We start from the raw sequence: 13,883 nt of genomic DNA on the forward strand, positions 1-13,883 counted from the left end.
CTAATTCGATTCGATGGCTCTAAGATATATCTTTAAACGCTCTTTGCAAGGGCAAGGATGCAATTCTCTATCGCAGGCCCTATGTGGGAGAGGACGCCATGGCCGACCTTTTCGCCCCGCCCCCGCAGGATACGCCCCGCCCCGCCGCCGACGAGGCCGGCCCGCTGGCCGACCGGCTGCGCCCGCGCGAACTTTCAGAAGTGATCGGGCAGGAACACCTGACCGGCGCGGAAGGCGCGATCGGGCGGATGGTGGCGGCGGGCAAGCTTTCGAGCATGATCCTGTGGGGCCCGCCCGGCACCGGCAAGACCAGCATCGCCCGCCTGCTCGCCGATGCGGTGGGCATGCGCTATGTGGCAATCAGCGCCGTGTTTTCGGGCGTGGCCGACCTGAAGAAGGTGTTCGCCGAGGCCGAGGCGATGGCCCAAATGGGCGGGGGCGCCGGCCGCAAGACGCTGCTGTTCGTGGACGAGATCCACCGCTTCAACCGCGCGCAGCAGGACGGCTTCCTGCCCTTCGTCGAAAAGGGCACGGTGACGCTGGTCGGCGCGACGACCGAGAACCCGAGCTTTGCGCTGAACGCCGCGCTCCTTTCCCGTGCGCAAGTGCTGATCCTTCACCGGCTGGACGCGGAGGCGCTGGGCGCGCTGCTGTCTCGCGCCGAGGAGCACACCGGCCTGCGCCTGCCGCTGACCCCGGCGGCGCGCGACGCGCTGATCGCTTCGGCCGATGGCGACGGGCGCTTCCTGCTGGGGCAGGCCGAAACGCTGTTCGACGTATCGCTGCCCGAACCGCTCGACCCCGCTGGGCTGTCGAAGTTCCTGATGCGTCGCGTGGCGGTCTACGACAAGGATCGCGACGGGCACTACAACCTGATCAGCGCGCTGCACAAATCCCTGCGCGGATCGGACCCGCAGGCGGCGCTCTATTACCTGGCGCGGATGCTGGTGGCGGGCGAGGAGCCGCTCTACGTCCTGCGGCGGCTGGTGCGCTTTGCGAGCGAGGACGTGGGCCTGGCCGATCCGCAGGCGCTGGTGCAGTGCCTTGCCGCCAAGGACGCCTACGACTTCCTCGGCAGCCCCGAAGGCGAACTGGCGATCGTGCAGGCCTGCCTCTACCTTGCCACCGCGCCCAAATCGAACGCCGCCTACACCGCGCAGAAGGCGGCGTGGAAGTCGGCGCGCGATACCGGATCGCTGAGCCCGCCCGCCAACATCCTCAACGCGCCGACCAAGCTGATGAAGGACATCGGCTATGGCAAGGACTACGCCTACGACCACGATGCCGAGGACGGCTTTTCGGGCGCGAACTACTGGCCGGAGGACATGGCGCCGCAGACCTTCTACCGCCCGGTGGAACGCGGGTTCGAGCGCGAGGTGAGCAAGCGGCTCGAATGGTGGGACAAGAAGCGCCGGGAGCGGGGGTGAGGCCCGACCGGTTCCGGCATTTCGCCGCGATCGACTGGTCGGGCGCGGCGGGCGAGCGCCATGCCGGGATTGCGGTGGCGATCTGCAGCGCAGGCGATCAGGCGCCCGAACTGGTGCGCGCCGGCCATCGCTGGTCGCGCGCCGAAGTGCTCGACTGGCTGGCAGGCGCCCTGCCCCGCGATACGCTGGTGGGCATGGACCTTGGCATCAGCCTGGCTTTTGCCGACCGTGGCGCGTTCCTGCCCGGCTGGGCGGAAAGCCCGGCCGATGCGCGCGCACTGTGGGCGCTGGTCGATGCGACGTGCGCCGATGACCCGCACCTTGGCGTTTCGAGCTTCGTCGATCATCCCGCCATTGCCCCGCACTTTCGCCGCCACGGCGGGCGCGAGGGCGCGCATTTTGCCGACAACGGCACGCGCGGCGGCCGGGGGCGCTTTCGCGTGACAGAGCGCGCGCAGGAGGCGATGGGGTGCAAGCCCTACTCCAACTTCAACCTCGTCGGCGCGGCGCAAGTGGGCAAATCGAGCCTTTCGGGGATGCGCGTGCTGCACCGCCTGGCGGGGCGGCTGCCGGTCTGGCCGGTCGATCCCCTGCCCGCGCATGGATCGGTGGCGTGCGAGATCTACACCACGATCGCAGCGATGGCGGCGGGCCGCACCGCGCAACGATCGAAGATCCGCGATGGGGGCGAACTCGACGTGGCGCTCGCCGCGCTGGGCAGCCGCGCGTTCGGGCACATGGGCGCGATCGACGACCATCGCAGCGACGCGATCCTTACCTCTGCCTGGCTGCGCACCGCCGCGCACGATCCCGGCTTGTGGAAACCGGCTGGCCTGACCGAAGAAATTGCCCGCACCGAGGGCTGGACGTTCGGCGCCCGGTAAGGCTATGCGCGATCAGCGCGTTTGGTGGGCCGGCTTAGCACAGTGGTAGTGCAGCGGTTTTGTAAACCGAAGGTCGGGGGTTCAAATCCCTCAGCCGGCACCATGCGACCTCAGCTCTGAGAACCCCCTGAGTCTTCTGATGCGCTACGCCGCAAGCGGCTCCGCTGCGGGGTTCAAATCCCTCAGCCGGCACCATTCGATGCTGTCTCCGGGAATCCCCGAGTCCTTGATGCGCTCCGCCGCAAGCGGCTCCGCTGTGGGGTTCAAATCCCTCAGCCGGCACCAGCGACCTCAGCTTTGAGAAACCCCCTGAGTCTTCTGATGCGCTACGCCGCAAGCGGCTCCGCTGCGGGGTTCAAATCCCTCAGCCAGCACCAACGACGTTCGTTTCATCAATCTGTCCGATCATTGCCGCAAGTTCATCGCTCCGCCACGGCCAAGCTGGATGATCAGGTGCATGACCCTGTTCGATGCCCGACCTGCCAGGCGGCGAGGAGGAAAAGCGTGGTCGTTGAACGCAAGCCCATCTGCACAGCGTGTGGCGCGGACGTGGAACCGGCGGCGCTCCACGGCGGGTGCGAGCGCTGTGGCTGCGCGGGCACCGACGCCGAGGACCAGGACGAGATGGACCAGTTCCTGGTCGACTGCGGCATGCTGCCCGATGGGAGCGACAGCGCCGTGCACGCTTTCCTTTCGGGTCAAAGGCGAGAGAGCTGACCCGGCTTCGATAAACGGCTTCCGCACTGATAAAGCGTCGCCAGTCGAACCCCGGCAGGTACCGCCATCGCGCCTCCGAAAAGCGGAAGATCATCCGGACCGAAATATCGAGGGCTGACCGGTGGCCTCCCTTCCAGGGCTTGCTGCGCTTTGCAGCGGTGTGGCTCGCCCAGCTGCGGGCGAGCCTCAAGCGATCAGAAACTATACCGGATCGAACCGGTCACCGTTCGACGGTTCATCGTCCGGATGTTGGCGATACCCGATGCGGGGATCGTCGAGGCCGATGCGGCGTAGACCGCCAGCTTGTCGAAGACGTTGAATGCATTGACGGCGAGCGTGAGCTTTTCGGCAGGCCGGAACTGCACGAACGGGCTCACGAGGACATAGCCCGGCAGCTTGAGCTGGTTGCTATCCTGCGCATAACTGCTGGTCGTGGCATTGATCACGGCGCCCACGGCAATGGTGTCGAATTCGACGGACGGCCGGGCGTTGAAGGAAAGAGACGGAATGTAGCGAGGAACGTTGCCCACCAGCTCAGGGAAATCGGCGTCCTTGGCGATCTTCGCCTTGGTCCAGGTTCCCCCGATGGCCAGCCTGAAGGGCCCACGGTGGACTTCCCCTTCGAGCTCCACGCCCTTGGCCGAATACTCGCGCACCACATCGAGAACGATGACATTCCCGTTCTTGTCCGCGGCAAGTTGGGTATTGCGTTCTTCGGTCGATGCCCAGAAGCCGGTGACGTACAGTTCGAAACCGTCCTTGCGGTACTTTACGCCCGCCTCCGCCTGCTTGACGAGACCGTACTTCAACGCGTCATTGGTAAGCTTGCCGGTCGTGCTGCTCAGCGATCCGGGCCGAAGCACGCGGTCCGCACTGGCCCGACCACCGCGGCTGTAGCGGGCGAAGACCGAGACCGGCTGGGCGATGCGATAGTTTACACCGGCCGAATATGACAGGTAGCCATAGCGGTAGCCGACCGGGATCTGGCTGGTCAGCGGCAACAGCGCAACCGACGTCTCGACTGGGGCAATCACGCCGTCGCGGTTGATGTCGGAGGGGCCGACCAGCGAATCCGTAAGCACATGGCCGCTGACATCACCACGATCGTAGCGCAGGCTTCCACCGATCGACAACTTGCCCTTGGCGAAGTTGATCGAGCCATAGGGCGCCGTAATGCGGTATTGCACATCGTAGTAGTAATTGCCGTAAGCGCGCGGCTGGCCGAACCCAAAGCCGTAAGCGAATACCCCGTTCTGGCTCAGCAGCGTGCCTGCGGCGTTGCGCAGGTCAAGCGGCGCCATCCGGCCATTGCCGACGACATCAGAAATGGCATTCGTGAAGTTCCAGTCGGCCTTGTAGTCCTGAACCGTGTGGTAGACGCCGCCGCTGACGGTCAGCTTGCCGCCGGAAAGGTCATAGACGCGCGAGGCGCGGAGATCGTTGGTGACGTTGTTGACCGACTTCTGGTCGAAGTTCAGCAGAAGATTGATGCTGGCAAGGCCATTGCCGTTGATCTGGCTGCCGGGCGCGACCACCTGGCCAGCATTCGGACCGGAGGCATAGGTCAGCGTCGAGCCAGGGCCTGCGAGAATGGTCGAGATGACCGCCGAAGGCGCGGCAAGCATCGAATCGATCTGATTGAAGCTGCCGCTGATATCGGCAAACCGGAACCGATCGCTCACCGTCCAGTCGGCGACCTGAAACTGCGTCTCCAGCCCGATGGACTTGACCACGGCGTGCATGCCGTCTTCGAGACTGCGGCTTACCGGATTGTTCCGATCGTCGGTGCCGAGGTAGCCCGCGATCAGCGGCGAGCCGAAGCCGTCGCTGGCAAGGCGCGTACCAGGGATGCTGGCAAAGGTTGGCGATGCATCCGTGCCCGCAATGAGGGCCGGTTCGGTGCCGTAGTTCGGCTGACGGTCGTCAAGGTACTTGCCGTAGATGCGAATATACCCTCCGGCAAAGCTGCGCGTAATGTTGAGCTTGACCTGTCCGCCGCGGAACGCGGTGTATCCGTAATCCCGCGGCCCTTCGCCTTCTCGATAGAACCCGCCGACGTGGAAGCGCCAGTTTTCTCCAAGGGGACTGCCATAGTCGAAGTCCAGCCGCTTGAGATCGTAGCCAAGCCCGCTGGACACCTGGACATTGCCGCCTTCCGTTTCTCCCGTCTTCGAGATCAAGTTCACGACGCCGCCGGGCGAGTTCGACGCAAAGGTCGAGGCTGAACCGCCGCGGATGGACTGGATCTGGGAAATGTTCAGGTCAGCCCTCAAGAACCGGTCAGCAGTGTTGAACTGCATGTCGGCGAATTCCAGGACAGGCAGGCCATCTTCCTGAAGTTGCAGGTACTTCGAGCCATCAGCGGCAAGCGGCAGACCGCGGACCGTGATCGACGAATAGCCGTCGACATCCGAAGTCAGCGACCGGATGCCGGGGATGTTCTGCATGATGCCGGAAATGGAACTGACCGACAGCTTGGCGAGCTCGCCTTCGTCGATCACGCTGGCCGAAATGGCCGTGTCGAGAAGATCGCGGCCTTTGGCGACGCCCGTGCTGAATGTCATTCCTGCCGGCGCGGGTTTGGACACGCCTTCGGCAAGCTTTGACGAAGCCGGCTCACCCGTATCGCCCGCGTCTTCGGCCAGGGCGGGAGTTGCCATGCAACAGCTCAGAAGCGTGGCGGAGAGCAAAGTCCAGGTGCGCATCTAGTTTCTCGTCAAAAATTTCCCTCCCAGGCGCAGTAGAAGACGCATGTTAAGCGCTATGAATTCCGCATTTACGTAGTGATACGGCGCAATATAATAAGCTAACGTTTGCTTAGCATACTTATAGGTTATGCTACATGCCACCATCCGTCAGTTGCCGATCACACAGCACTTCTGCCAATTCGATGTTGATTTCCCGGAGAGGGCCATCGTCATCGACAGCACCCGCAAGCGCAAGATCCGCGCGGGGATCGCGGTCATTCCCGAGCTGCGCGGCACCTTCCGCCACCACTCTCGTGATCGATCAGGAGATTGCCCGCAGCGCCGCTACTTCGACGAAGAACGCGTGGTCGTGTCGCTGCACAAACGCCTAAACGCGCGAAAGTTTACAGGATTTTGTAAACTTCGTTTCAGTCGAAACCGCCATGCATCATAGGTGCTTGAAAGGTGGTAGCGGAGGAGGGATTTACTAAATACTATATCTTGTTGATATAACGTGATTTATTATTCTGGATTGCGCAAATACCCCCAATTATACCCCCGGCTGTGGACGTTTTCGACGGACTGAGTTCATGGTCGGACGAGTTGACGGGGACTCGATTTTCGGAGCTGTTCAATTGTGCGTCTCCAGCCGATCGCGCATTCTTGCGGCTTTGAGCCACAGGCAACACAAAGCCGCCTCAGTACCAAATTCCGCTGTTGAGACATCGCCGTTAGAGGCGCCATCCGGAGCCAAGGCCCCTTTTCTTCGGTGCCGATTTCGACATAGACATAGCCCGACGCGAGCGCCGCCCCGACCTCGTTGGTACCTCGTCTCGACACAGAAGCGCCGACTTCGCGGCTCCCCGCGCGTGAAATCACTCGCAAAGCAGCCCCCTCTCGCTTTCAGGATGATCGCAGCGCTCGCTCCCTCGGGCACGAAGTTTTATGCGACGGGTAGCCAAGCAGATCGGCGAGCGCCCCCGTCAGCGATGATGTCGGCCTGCCGCCCGGCCCTTATGCCTCGCAGGTTGCTGCGAAGTCCTTCGAACGGATTTGCGGATATAGACAGCCTCGTAACGGAAAAGGGTCATCGGCTTTCCGTTCACCGGCACTTGAAGCAGCATTTACAGTGCCGGATCAACACTCAGACTGCCGTGATGCGGGCAGCGCCGCCTTCTGTGGTGTAGCAATAAGAGCGGAGCGGCACCGGCAACGCTAGCCTTCATCCGCACAACCACATGACGTCCCATCGATTTCGACCTTGAGCGGTGCGCCTCGACCCGCAATCATAAGTCGCTGACCGATCCGCCTGCCTATCCAACATGCCAACAGCCCAATACGCCCCGCTTATCTGGAGGGCCGCGCGCTTGATCAATGCATCGCGATCAGCGCGCTCCACCCTAGCTTCCGGTGCGATCTACACGAAGGTTCCTTCGCCGAATGGGGACCTCATCGGTCGTCATCATCAAGGGTCCGTGCCACCATTGCACACTTCTATATGCGCGGTGCACAGTTGCGGTCGCCGGCGACTGAGCATCCTCGGCGTGCGCGACCGGGCCAAGATCATCACGACCGCAATTTCCCGAAGCTCTTGGGTGCAGCGCCTTGGCGCGAGCTGCACAAACTTGGAACGAGCATCAGCTGCGGGAGCGTCGCGCCGATTGCCGGGCTCCCCAGGCGGCGTTGACCAGGCCGTTCAGCCAGTCCTGGTGGCCGTTGATCATGGGGTTGGGTCGTGCCGCAGCCATTTCTTTCGCGGGTGCGCCGTTCTGCGTTTCCTGTGTCAGTATCCGCACGCGGCCATGCGAGAGATCCTCGATCAGCCAGGCGTGATGAACGTCGAGCCGGTCTGCGGCGCCTTCTTCGCCGGCCCAGCCGTGCCAGGCGATTCGCGCAGGCTGCCCGGCAACCGGCGGCACGCATTCGACGACGCGGGCAGGAACGGGGAAGCCGAAGGTGCGGAAGAAGAAGCTGTCGCCAAGCGCCAGTTCTGGCCCTTTGCCATCGTAAATCTCGACGTCCGATGCGTTGTCATAGTAAGTCGGCCACGCTGTGGGCATGGCCAAAAGAGGCCAGATGTCGTCGGATGAAAGTCCGGCAACGATCACTTCGTTCGAAACGTAATTGTCGGTAAAGCCCGGGACAAACCCCTCGGGCCAGATGATATCGGACATGGATGCTCCTCCGCAACGCGCTGCCATCGTCGGCAGCCATTTCATGCTGACAAAATGGGGCCATCTGCGGCATAACTCCAATCGATAAGTGGAATTTTGGATATCGGCATGACCAATATCAAAAATCTCGACCTCAACCTGCTTCGCGGTCTGCACGCTTTGATCGAGACGCGTTCTGTCACGCGCGCAGCAGAGCGGCTGGGGCTTAGCCAGCCTGCGGTGAGCGGCATTCTCGCACGGCTGCGCGATGCTCTCGGGGACCCCCTGTTCGTGCGTGGCCAGCACGGGCTGATGCCCACGCCGCGCACACTTGAGCTGTCCGGCCCGCTCGCCCGGCTGCTGACGGAATTAGAGGCCCTGGTAAAGCCCACCGCATTCATTCCGCACGAGGCGCAGATGACCTTTCGGATTGCAGCCACCGACTATGCGCAGACGGCAATCGTGCTTCCGCTGCTGAAGGCACTACGCAAGGCGGCTCCGGGCATTCGCCTCGCCGTTCGCCCAGTGGGTCCCCATTTTGCCGGTGAGTTGGCAGAAGGCAGGATCGATGTGGCATGCGTCACCCCAGATATGGCACCTGACACGCTGCGCGCACGCACGTTGTTCGAAGAGGATTACATCTGCATCCTGCGCCCAGGGCACCCCGCTGCCGACCAGCTTGACCTTGATCGATTCTGCGGACTTGATCATGCCATCATGTCGCATGACGGTACGCGATTTCGGGGCGCCACTGATGTGGCACTGGACCGCATCGGCCGCAGCCGCAAGGTGATTGCAACCGTGCCGAGCTTTCTGGTGCTCATGGACATCGTCCGGGGTTCCGACACCATCGCGCTTGTGCCGCGGCGTCTTACGGCAGGTGCAAACGGCCTCGTGCTGCGCGAACCTCCCATCGCGCTAAAGGGGTTCACCAAAATCCTGACCTGGCACGAGCGGATGCAACACGATCCCGCGCATATCTGGCTGAGGGACCAGCTGGTGCGACTAGCCGCCTGATGGCGGCCGAGCTGCTCGAAGATCGGTCACGTCACGGCGACGAGGGAAAGCCAGCCGTTTCGCAAAAGCTGGGGCTTTGCTATCGGCCATCGCGACCGAACATGATACCAAGCTTAGAACAGGACGCAGCCATATCCGATGTTGATCTCCACTCTTGCTGTTGCCGCGCGTGACCGTGACCGCCTTCAGGAATTGAGCGGGGTCGCCTCGCGGTTTGGTCTGGGCGTACTGCTCAACAAGTTCGGGATCGAAGGCGCGCGCGGCGACGACGGTGCGGCGGTCCATCCGGCCAGCCCGCCGCGCCGGGTGCGGCTCGCGCTTGAGGAACTGGGCCCGACGTTCGTCAAGCTGGGGCAGATCCTTGCCACTCGCAGCGATATGCTGGGGCCGGAATGGATTGCGGAGCTGGAGCAGTTGCACAGCCAGGCCCCGACAGTTCCCTTTGTGGAGCTTCGCTCGATCGTGGAGGACGCACTCGGGATGGCACCCGAAGAAGCGTTTGAGACTTTTGATGAACAGCCTCTGGCCGCTGCCTCCATGGCTCAAGTCCACCGCGCAACCCTGAAGGACGGCACGGCTGTCGTCGTAAAGATCCAGCGTCCGGGCATCCGCCCGCGAATGGAGGCCGATCTTCGGCTTATGACGCAGCTGGCCGAGTTGATAGAGCAGGCCAGCACTGCGGCACGGCAATTTCAGCCAGCGGCACTGGTACGTCAACTGGCCGCTGCCCTGCTGGAAGAACTGGACTTCACCAGCGAGGCCCGCAACGCTGAATTGCTGAAGGCCGACTTTGCCCGGAATGAACAGGTCGTCCTGCCGGCGATCCACTGGCAATTCACGACGCCGACCGTGCTGGTGATGGATTTCATCGCCGGCATGCCGCCAAGGGACGCTGTTGCGCTTCGAGCCGCCGGCCTCGATCCCGAGACGATCGCTGCCGTCGGCGCGGACATGGTGCTCGACATGATCCTGGTCAACGGACGCTTCCATGGCGACCCCCATCCAGGCAATCTCCTATGCCTTCCCGGCAACCGGCTAGCGCTGATTGATCTGGGTATGATCGGCCACGTATCGCGCAGACGACGCGAGGAGTTCATCGCGTTCGGTCAGGCGATGACAACCGGCGACGCTGCATTGTTGACGGACGTGTTGTACAGCTGGACGTCCGAGGGCGGCGCATCGCGCGAAGCGGCTCGCCGGGCTAGCGACAGGCTGATTGCCAGCCATGGCGGCAAGTTGATCATCGGCCCGCTGATCCGCTCCTTTATGACGCTGATGCGGGACGAGGGGCTGACTATGCCACTCGATCTGATGCTGATGTTCAAGGCTCTCCTGACCATGGATGGCGTGCTGTCCACGATCCAACCCGACTTCGACCTGACCAGCGCGATGCAAGGAGCGGTTGCAAGGACATCCCGCCGAAAGCTTGACCCGGGCTATTGGCTGCCGCTGGGCGCTGCCCTGAGCATGGAACTGTCCCGCCTTGGCGAGGACGCTCCACGCCTTGTTCGCAGTCTCGTCCGCCGGCTCGAGGCTGAGCCAGCCGCACCGGCACCCGACAACACCAACGCAATCCGCCGATCAGGAAACATCATTGCTGCTGCGATCTTAGTCGGGTCGCTTATCATTGCCGTGGCGATAAAACTGAATTGAGTTCACGAGCCCGTCTTTTTCATCCGGACCCATGGCATCCGCAAAGTCGCTTGAGATCGCCGTGCCAAAAGGTGAGCAGAGCGATGCCAGCCATGCCGGATCTGGCAATGTCCGGCATGCTCATGCGGACGAGGTTAATGGGCACATTGAACTGATCACTGACATCGGGCTGAACCATCCGATCATCCCGACATCAAGGCCAGCATCGAGGTCGATCAAAAAGTTGGTGGCCCGTGAGCTTCAACGACAGGTTCTCGCGACACCCGCTCCACTGCAGCATTGCGTCATTGTCCGCGCTTACTGCAGCAGACTTTGATACTTCAGCGAGATAAAGTTCTCCGCCGATAACGTCTTTCATTACTTCGGGCGATCCCGCCAGGATCCTGTTAATCCGCGAAACCATAAACATGAGGCAGATCTCATATTCCTTCATGTAGCGGGCACCGCTGTGAAGCTGGACACCTTCATCGACCATGTCGCGTGCATACGTGCGCATCCCGGACATATCGCTGCCTGCCCCCGTTTCGGTCATGCCGACAGCAAGGATCTTCCTGCGGCGACACAGTCGGGAAGAAATCGTTTGCGCTACTCCTCGGTTCCGAGCTTGAAGTAAGGAACGACAAGCCGCGAAGGGAGCGGCGCATAGAACTCGCCGACGTCGGCCCGCGCGATCTCTTCGATGATCACTTGTTCGAAGCGGAAGTCGTTGTCCCCAATTCCGCCGTACTTCTTGTCCGGCCACAGCATGAGCATACCCTGCCGCCCCGCAGCTTCGTAGGCCGATCGGTCCACGATCCCCTGCTCGCGCCAGCGGGCCATGTGCGGCACGATCTCGCTCTCAAGGAACTTGCGATAGGATGCCCGAAAAAGAACCTGTTCTTCCGTAAACGCACGCATCTGATGTCGTCCTCCTGCGGACGACTTCCGGTATCGGCCGAAGTCCCGCAAGAGCCAGGGCTCATCCATTACCTATGTGTTCATCGATCGCGATCCGGCTCGGGTGTGCGCCAGCACAAGCCAGATTGACGGTCATTCGGAACGAAGTATACATGTGTATACATTCGGGAGGAAATCATGAGGACGCAAGGCAAGGCCTATCGCAAGGGCTCAGGGATCGAAGGTGACTTCGATGTCATCGTGGTCGGCTCGGGAATGGGCGGCATGGGCGTGGCATCTGCGCTCGCCAAGAACGGCAGGAAGGTGCTGCTTCTCGAACAGCACAATGTGGTGGGGGGCCTTGCCCAATCGTTCGAGCGCAATGGCTACCGCTGGTCGGTCGGAATGCACTACATCGGGGATGTCGCCAGCCCCCACACGATGACGCGCAAGATATTCGACTACGCGACGAACGATGCGATCGAGTGGGCCCACCTCCCTTCGATCTTCAATCGGATGGATATCGGGGGGCGCCAGTACGCAATTCCGGCGGGGATCGATGCCTATCGCGAGGCGCTCGCCGGATGGTTCCCCGACGAACGCGGCGCGATCGACCGCTACCTGGAACTGGTCAGCGAAGTGACCCGCTCGTCTCCGGCATACTTTGCCCTCAAAGCCTACCCCGAGGGCCAGCGGCCTGCCCAGCTTCAGGAGGCTGCGCTGCCCTTCTTCCGGCTTGCGCGCCGCATAACACGCGATGTCATTGGCCAGCTGACATCCAACGCCGAGCTGACCGCCATCCTCTGCGCGAACTGGGGCGATTACGGCATCGAGCCCTCGCGAAGTTCGTTCGCGATGCATGCAATGCTTTTCAAGCATTACGTCAACGGCGCAAGCTACCCTATCGGCGGCGGAGGGGCATTCGCCGATGCCATGGTCCCGATCATCGAGAGCGCAGGAGGCCTTGTCCTGCACAGCGCAACTGTCGAACAGATCCTGATCGAGGGTGGGCGAGTTGTCGGCGTGCGCCTTGGCGACGGCAGCACCGTGACTTGCAAAACCGTCATTTCAAACGCCGGCATGCACGCAACCTTTGGCCGCCTTGTCGATCGGCAGGTGGCGCAATCATACGGGCTGGTGGAGAAGCTTGAACAGGTGAGGCCGACCGGGACTGTCGTCGGCATTCACGTCGGCCTCGAAGGCAGCGCGGGCGAACTCGGCCTTGAGCCGGCCAATGTATGGTCTCATCCCGGCACGGACTTCACGGCCAACCTGGCTGCACACAAGTCGGACTTTTCGGCACCTTTTCCATTCTGCTTCGTCACGTTCGGTTCCGCGAAGGACCCGACCTGGGACGAGCAATTCCCCGGTCGATCGACGATCGAGCTTCATGCGTTCACGGACTACAGCCATTTCAAGCGCTGGGAAAACACGCGCTGGATGAAGCGAGGCGCCGAATACGATGCGCTGAAGGAACAGATAATGGAGCGCTTGCTGGCCGAACTTTACCGGCTGGTTCCGCAGGTCAAGGGGAAGGTCCGCCATGTCGAAACCCACACACCTGTGAGCTATGGGACGTTCCTGCGCAGGGAGCGCGGAGAGATACTTGGCATAGAGAGCTCCCCATCGCGGTATGCGCAGGAATGGCTGGGGGCATGGACGCCCGTTCCGGGCCTCTTCCTCACCGGGCAGGATGTCACCAACGACGGAATGATCGGAGCGCTGTTCGGAGGCATCATCGCGGCATCCGCCGTGCTCGGAAAAGATCTCGTCTCCGAAATTCGCTCTCGTGAACAGGCAGTGCCGGCACTAACCACGGGGGAATGAAGCGCGAGACCGTTAAGACCGCCCGGCGCATCCTGGAAGCTGCAGCGCAATCCTTTCGCGAGAAAGGATTGCCCGCAGTCTCGATGCGTGAGGTTGCCAAGAAGGCGGGCGTGACGCCCATGGCGATCTACCGGCACTACGCAGACAAGGCCACGCTGGTGGAAGCTGTGGTTGCCCACGGCTTCGAGGAGTACGAACGCTACGTCGGCGCCCCGCCCCCGGATGCGGAGCCGCTGGCTGCACTGCGCCACCGTGCGGGGAGGATATTCGACTTCGCCGTGGACCATCCCGTCTTTTTCGAACTGATGTTTCTCTCCCCCCAAGCGTCGCGGGAGATCGTATCTGCGCAACGCATGCGAAGCATCCATGCGCCGACGTACAAGATTGCCTACGAGGCGGTGCGATCGTGGAGGATTGGGCAAAGACAAGTCCATCCGAGCAACAGCGTCCTTACGCTCTCGCTGCTGTCCTATTGCATTGGCTTCTGCGCGTTCCACCTGAACGCGACCATGAACCTGTCAGACAGTGCCGCACGAGAGCAGTACATGATCGGCCTCGAGGCGCTGCTGGCGCCTTAGGCTGCAGGCACCCGATCAATCTGTTGTGACCGCCTTGATCGCGGCGACCTGGCCCCGCAGCGAG

General features: G+C 62.2%; 12 protein-coding genes and 1 tRNA gene. 9 read left to right on the forward strand and 4 right to left on the reverse strand.

What is annotated here, in order from left to right; translation table 11 throughout:
- The first annotated feature begins 98 nt into the window (after positions 1-98).
- From HHL27_RS09710 to HHL27_RS09725, 4 genes are all read left to right on the forward strand, one after another.
- A complete protein-coding gene (locus tag HHL27_RS09710; protein WP_169493199.1) occupies positions 99-1,427 on the forward strand; it encodes a replication-associated recombination protein A in 1,329 nt (442 codons plus the stop codon).
- On the forward strand, positions 1,394-2,311 hold the full coding sequence (locus HHL27_RS09715) for a hypothetical protein (protein ID WP_206069489.1): 918 nt from the start codon (positions 1,394-1,396) through the stop codon (positions 2,309-2,311). Before HHL27_RS09710 ends, HHL27_RS09715 begins: the two co-directional genes overlap by 34 nt.
- A gap of 28 nt (positions 2,312-2,339) precedes the next feature.
- A tRNA-Thr gene (locus tag HHL27_RS09720) sits at positions 2,340-2,414 on the forward strand.
- A gap of 401 nt (positions 2,415-2,815) precedes the next feature.
- Positions 2,816-3,028, forward strand: a complete 213-nt coding sequence (locus HHL27_RS09725; RefSeq protein ID WP_169493201.1) for a hypothetical protein — start codon at positions 2,816-2,818, stop codon at positions 3,026-3,028.
- A gap of 194 nt (positions 3,029-3,222) precedes the next feature.
- Here the strand turns inward: HHL27_RS09725 and HHL27_RS09730 are convergent, their stop codons facing one another.
- Positions 3,223-5,688, reverse strand: coding sequence for a TonB-dependent receptor domain-containing protein (locus HHL27_RS09730; RefSeq protein WP_240959599.1), 2,466 nt, complete (start codon positions 5,686-5,688; stop codon positions 3,223-3,225).
- A 175-nt stretch (positions 5,689-5,863) separates the two neighbouring features.
- On the opposite strand from HHL27_RS09730, the gene HHL27_RS09735 reads away from it, so the two are divergent.
- Complete coding sequence (locus HHL27_RS09735) at positions 5,864-6,169, forward strand: hypothetical protein (protein ID WP_169493203.1); 306 nt, start codon at positions 5,864-5,866, stop codon at positions 6,167-6,169.
- A 1,183-nt stretch (positions 6,170-7,352) separates the two neighbouring features.
- Here HHL27_RS09735 and HHL27_RS09740 read toward each other — a convergent pair.
- The gene (locus HHL27_RS09740) at positions 7,353-7,889 is read right to left on the reverse strand and encodes an SRPBCC family protein (protein ID WP_169493293.1); all 537 of its coding nucleotides are present in this window, start codon (positions 7,887-7,889) and stop codon (positions 7,353-7,355) included.
- Positions 7,890-7,997: 108 nt separating this feature from the next.
- Here HHL27_RS09740 and HHL27_RS09745 point away from each other — a divergent pair, with 108 nt between their 5' ends.
- Positions 7,998-8,885 carry a LysR family transcriptional regulator gene (locus HHL27_RS09745; RefSeq protein ID WP_169493204.1) on the forward strand — a complete coding sequence of 296 codons (888 nt, stop codon included), beginning with the start codon at positions 7,998-8,000 and terminating at the stop codon, positions 8,883-8,885.
- 138 nt (positions 8,886-9,023) lie between these two features.
- Positions 9,024-10,538, forward strand: coding sequence for an ABC1 kinase family protein (locus HHL27_RS09750; protein ID WP_240959602.1), 1,515 nt, complete (start codon positions 9,024-9,026; stop codon positions 10,536-10,538).
- Between the two features lie 193 nt (positions 10,539-10,731).
- Here the strand turns inward: HHL27_RS09750 and HHL27_RS22205 are convergent, their stop codons facing one another.
- Complete coding sequence (locus tag HHL27_RS22205; protein ID WP_206069490.1) at positions 10,732-11,070, reverse strand: acyl-CoA dehydrogenase family protein; 339 nt, start codon at positions 11,068-11,070, stop codon at positions 10,732-10,734.
- A gap of 53 nt (positions 11,071-11,123) precedes the next feature.
- Complete coding sequence (locus HHL27_RS22210) at positions 11,124-11,435, reverse strand: acyl-CoA dehydrogenase family protein (RefSeq protein ID WP_206069491.1); 312 nt, start codon at positions 11,433-11,435, stop codon at positions 11,124-11,126.
- 177 nt (positions 11,436-11,612) lie between these two features.
- Here HHL27_RS22210 and HHL27_RS09760 point away from each other — a divergent pair, with 177 nt between their 5' ends.
- Together HHL27_RS09760 and HHL27_RS09765 are read left to right on the forward strand one after the other, a co-directional pair.
- Positions 11,613-13,241 carry a phytoene desaturase family protein gene (locus HHL27_RS09760; RefSeq protein WP_169493205.1) on the forward strand — a complete coding sequence of 543 codons (1,629 nt, stop codon included), beginning with the start codon at positions 11,613-11,615 and terminating at the stop codon, positions 13,239-13,241.
- Positions 13,238-13,819 (forward strand): TetR/AcrR family transcriptional regulator, encoded by a 582-nt coding sequence (locus tag HHL27_RS09765; RefSeq protein ID WP_169493206.1) that lies wholly within the window; start codon positions 13,238-13,240, stop codon positions 13,817-13,819. The genes HHL27_RS09760 and HHL27_RS09765 overlap by 4 nt, the downstream gene beginning before the upstream one ends.
- The last annotated feature ends 64 nt before the right edge of the window (positions 13,820-13,883 follow it).

Source organism: Novosphingobium olei (genome assembly GCF_012927405.1).
GTDB classification, from domain to species: domain Bacteria; phylum Pseudomonadota; class Alphaproteobacteria; order Sphingomonadales; family Sphingomonadaceae; genus Novosphingobium; species Novosphingobium olei.

Bases quoted from the DNA above. Each gene is read 5' to 3' on its own strand.
- HHL27_RS09710 (WP_169493199.1), top strand. From the start codon at position 99: ATGGCCGACCTTTTCGCCCCGCCCCCGCAGGATACGCCCCGCCCCGCC.
- HHL27_RS09715 (WP_206069489.1), top strand. From the start codon at position 1,394: ATGGTGGGACAAGAAGCGCCGGGAGCGGGGGTGAGGCCCGACCGGTTC.
- HHL27_RS09730 (WP_240959599.1), bottom strand. From the start codon at position 5,688: ATGGCAACTCCCGCCCTGGCCGAAGACGCGGGCGATACGGGTGAGCCG.
- HHL27_RS09735 (WP_169493203.1), top strand. From the start codon at position 5,864: ATGCTACATGCCACCATCCGTCAGTTGCCGATCACACAGCACTTCTGC.
- HHL27_RS09740 (WP_169493293.1), bottom strand. From the start codon at position 7,889: ATGTCCGATATCATCTGGCCCGAGGGGTTTGTCCCGGGCTTTACCGAC.
- HHL27_RS09745 (WP_169493204.1), top strand. From the start codon at position 7,998: ATGACCAATATCAAAAATCTCGACCTCAACCTGCTTCGCGGTCTGCAC.
- HHL27_RS09750 (WP_240959602.1), top strand. From the start codon at position 9,024: ATGTTGATCTCCACTCTTGCTGTTGCCGCGCGTGACCGTGACCGCCTT.
- HHL27_RS22205 (WP_206069490.1), bottom strand. From the start codon at position 11,070: ATGACCGAAACGGGGGCAGGCAGCGATATGTCCGGGATGCGCACGTAT.
- HHL27_RS22210 (WP_206069491.1), bottom strand. From the start codon at position 11,435: ATGCGTGCGTTTACGGAAGAACAGGTTCTTTTTCGGGCATCCTATCGC.
- HHL27_RS09760 (WP_169493205.1), top strand. From the start codon at position 11,613: ATGAGGACGCAAGGCAAGGCCTATCGCAAGGGCTCAGGGATCGAAGGT.
- HHL27_RS09765 (WP_169493206.1), top strand. From the start codon at position 13,238: ATGAAGCGCGAGACCGTTAAGACCGCCCGGCGCATCCTGGAAGCTGCA.